This is a genomic window from Pseudaestuariivita atlantica, from assembly GCF_001205715.1.
Taxonomy (GTDB): Bacteria; Pseudomonadota; Alphaproteobacteria; order Rhodobacterales; family Rhodobacteraceae; genus Pseudaestuariivita; species Pseudaestuariivita atlantica.
Genome location: NZ_AQQZ01000039.1, coordinates 1 through 3,072, shown reverse-complemented (window position 1 = coordinate 3,072; position 3,072 = coordinate 1). Strand labels below are relative to the sequence as shown.

Below are 3,072 nucleotides of genomic sequence, written 5' to 3'. Positions count from 1 at the left end.
ACTCTCCGGTAAACCCGGGGCGGTTCATTTCGGGTGGTAGTCGCCGTCCAGTTTTCCGGTCGGGACAGCCAGGCGGACCGTGAGTAGACCTTCGGCGATCATGTAGGACAGAGTCTGGACCGGCTTGGAACTCGCGCTTTTTTCAAGCTCATCAACTTCCGTGCGCAAGGCTTGAAGCAGATGGTCATCTTCGAGGGCATCCGCTCCTTGTTTTATTGCCGCCCAGTCCTCAGGCTTGAGCTTTGGGCTGGTAATTAGTCTCATTTTCCCACCGTTCTCCGCGAACCCGGCAACTCCAGTGGCCACTCTTTGAAGCCAGCTGGAAGTGAAGAATCCGACGCCACGGTCATAGAAAACGGAGTGCGCAAGACAGGGGTTCATGAGCACATGATCGATGTCATCTTGGGACGTATCTACGTCTGAAGGAATTTTGACGGATCTTAACGACTTGCTCATAGAACAATGGTGCATCAAGCCTACGCGACATGGAAGTCAGATAACAGGAAGCTTCAGGTTTTCTTCGTATTGCGCTGAGAGGCACCGTGTTGACCCATGGCAAATCTAAAGTCCGGCGTTCACAGGCGAGAGCAATGCTCTCCTATCATTTATCCTGCCTTTTCAGTAAGCTTATGGGAAGGGCACAATTGCACGAGGCGGCTTCGAACCTTGTGCTTATAGTCGTCACGTAGGGATGGGTGCAAAGCATGACGGTATACTTTCATGGCAACTTTGGCTTGAACAGAGAAAGGATGTCACGCCTCTTGGGCTCGGCATTGGAAAATCCAACCCAGCGAGACAAAGAGCTCGCAAAGCCTTTTGGCTACGGTGCACCATTTGCGTCAGCCTACCGCTCATGGCTTCACAAATCCGGGGTGATTGAACTGCGATTTCCGATTGTCTTGACGGGCTTTGGGGAAGTGCTCGTCAAGAAGGACCCGGCGTTCCAAAAGATGCCAACTCTTTGGTTTCTTCATCAGCAGCTGACGGTTGATCCAACACGCGCAGAGGCGTGGCATTTTTTTATGGGTGCTTTTCGAGCCATGAGCAGCACTACTTTTTCTTCAGCTGACTTGCGGAATGGTTTGGTCATGAAGCTTAGTGCACATGACGCGAAACACTTCGGACCTCAAAGCAAGATGATACCAGTGATCGCGCGCAAGCTCATCGAATGTTATTCTTCAGAAGATGGGTTAGGGCGCTTGGAGCTTCTAACGAAAACCGTTGACGGTTCCTATGCATTCTCCGAGAAATCCGTTCCGGAAGGGTTCGCCACTCCACAATCACTGGCCGACGCCTATTGACCCAGCATTCCACCAGTAATTTCTTAAGTACTGCATTGCTTTTATAGCACCGTTCAACATCATTGGGACTTTATGTCCCTTGAAACTAGGGGATGCCGAAGACGTGCGATACTCCTCCTATTGGCTAACTAATTGTTTTCTAATAGGAGTCGCACTTCAGGGTAGCGCGCTCCAGCGTACAAGAATTGTTGCAACCAAGTTGAAATGTCCCTCCCTCTGCAAAGTAGAAATGTCCCACTTTGCGCTGAGGGTAGCAAAGCCTGACAGGGTGGAGACCTCAGATATCGCAGCCCTGGCTGGCTTTGCGGGCCTGTTTGGCGCGGCGTGCGGCGAGGGAGTTCCAGCCGTCATTGCGGCGACCATTAGGCTTGTAGCGGGAGCGTTGCTTGCCTGCGCGCTGTTTCTTCGGCGGAGCCTTGTCCTGTTCCTCTTTGATGAACTCAAGGACGGCACCAAGACGCTTGTTCTCGGTGATGGCGGCGTGTGTGATGCGCTGGTCCTTGTCGAATACTGAGTAGGGGAGCGCGACACCCTTCCAGCGGAATTCCAGTCGCCCGTCTGGGTACTCATAACTGTCGACATATTTGCCAGGCAGGCCGCGCGTGATCTCGTTCTCCGGGAGGATGATCCGCTGGCGGTCGTACGAGAAGGCAAGCTGGTTGCCCACGTAGCGCTCATCGCGCCAGCATAGTACGTCAGCCAGCCGATCCGGCTCGGTATTGAGCGGCCGGTGCAGATTGTCCGGGCGGCGCGGGGTCTTGGCGAACTTGGCGTTGTAGCGGTCCATGAAGGCCGGAAGGAAGGCGTTGGCCGCGTCCATGTCCGAGATGCCCGCAAGGCGCAGCTCCTTCACCAGGCGGTCCTGCAACGTCCGGTTGGCGCGTTCGACCCGGCCCTTGGCCTGAGAGCTGTTCGCGCAGAGGATCTCGATGTTCAACTCGTTCAAAGCCCTGCCAAACTGGGTCATTCCATGGCCTGACTTCGCTGCCTCGCTTGAGACGCGGAACACCGAATGCTTGTCACTGTAGAAGGCTACGGGGCGTCCATGTTCATGCAGATAAGCCTCCAGCGCGCTGAAGTAGCTGAACGTGCTCTCGGAAGTCACGAACTTCAGATGCATCAAGGTACTGGTCGCGTCGTCGATGAAAACGAGCAGGGTGCAGGATGGCCCGCGATCCTCGAACCAGTGATGATCCGAGCCATCGATCTGGATCAACTCACCATAGCATTCCCGGCGCAAACGCGGCTGATGGAATGTGCGGCGTTGCTTGCGGGAAAGCCAGATGCCCGCATCCTGCATCCACTTGCGCAACGTCTCGCGCGACACCTTCAGCCCGTGTTCCTCGTAGAGCTTCTCGGCCGCAAAGGTCGGCCCGAAGTCGATGTAGTTCTCCCGAACCAGCGTGACCGCGAACTCCCGAACCGCTGGATCAATCCGATTGTTCGATGCCCGACCGCGCGCCCTGTGCCGGATCGCGGCGGGACCATCGATCTGGAACTTCTTCAGCAGTCTGTGAACCTGTCTGCGGCTCAATCCCAGCACGTTCGCAGCGCTTGTCGCCGTCATCCGACCTTGGCTTAATTGGCTCAACACCTCGACACGATTCAGCTCGCGCTCGCTCATCAAAACCCATCCCATGCCCACACTCTCTGCCTGTTCTCATTGGGGCAGAGTGTGACACTTCTACTTTGCAGATGTGGGACACTTTAACTTTGCGCGTACATCTGATGTAAACACCATTCAGAAATGTCACTGGGTTTGCAAAGGAGA

The 3,072-nt window shown here is 55.0% G+C and carries 3 protein-coding genes; 1 reads left to right on the top strand and 2 read right to left on the bottom strand.

Translation table 11 applies throughout. The features are described 5' to 3' along the window. Nucleotides 1–24: 24 nt before the first annotated feature. Nucleotides 25–456: a phospholipase D-like domain-containing protein gene (locus ATO11_RS20935; RefSeq protein WP_050532859.1), complete on the bottom strand. Its 432-nt coding sequence runs from the start codon at nucleotides 454–456 to the stop codon at nucleotides 25–27. A gap of 293 nt (nucleotides 457–749) precedes the next feature. Here ATO11_RS20935 and ATO11_RS21580 point away from each other — a divergent pair, with 293 nt between their 5' ends. Continuing rightward, nucleotides 750–1,301, top strand: a complete 552-nt coding sequence (locus ATO11_RS21580; protein WP_165587010.1) for a DUF4007 family protein — start codon at nucleotides 750–752, stop codon at nucleotides 1,299–1,301. 277 nt (nucleotides 1,302–1,578) lie between these two features. Here the strand turns inward: ATO11_RS21580 and ATO11_RS20930 are convergent, their stop codons facing one another. Next, nucleotides 1,579–2,940 carry an ISNCY family transposase gene (locus ATO11_RS20930; protein ID WP_050532858.1) on the bottom strand — a complete coding sequence of 454 codons (1,362 nt, stop codon included), beginning with the start codon at nucleotides 2,938–2,940 and terminating at the stop codon, nucleotides 1,579–1,581. Between the last annotated feature and the right edge of the window lie 132 nt (nucleotides 2,941–3,072).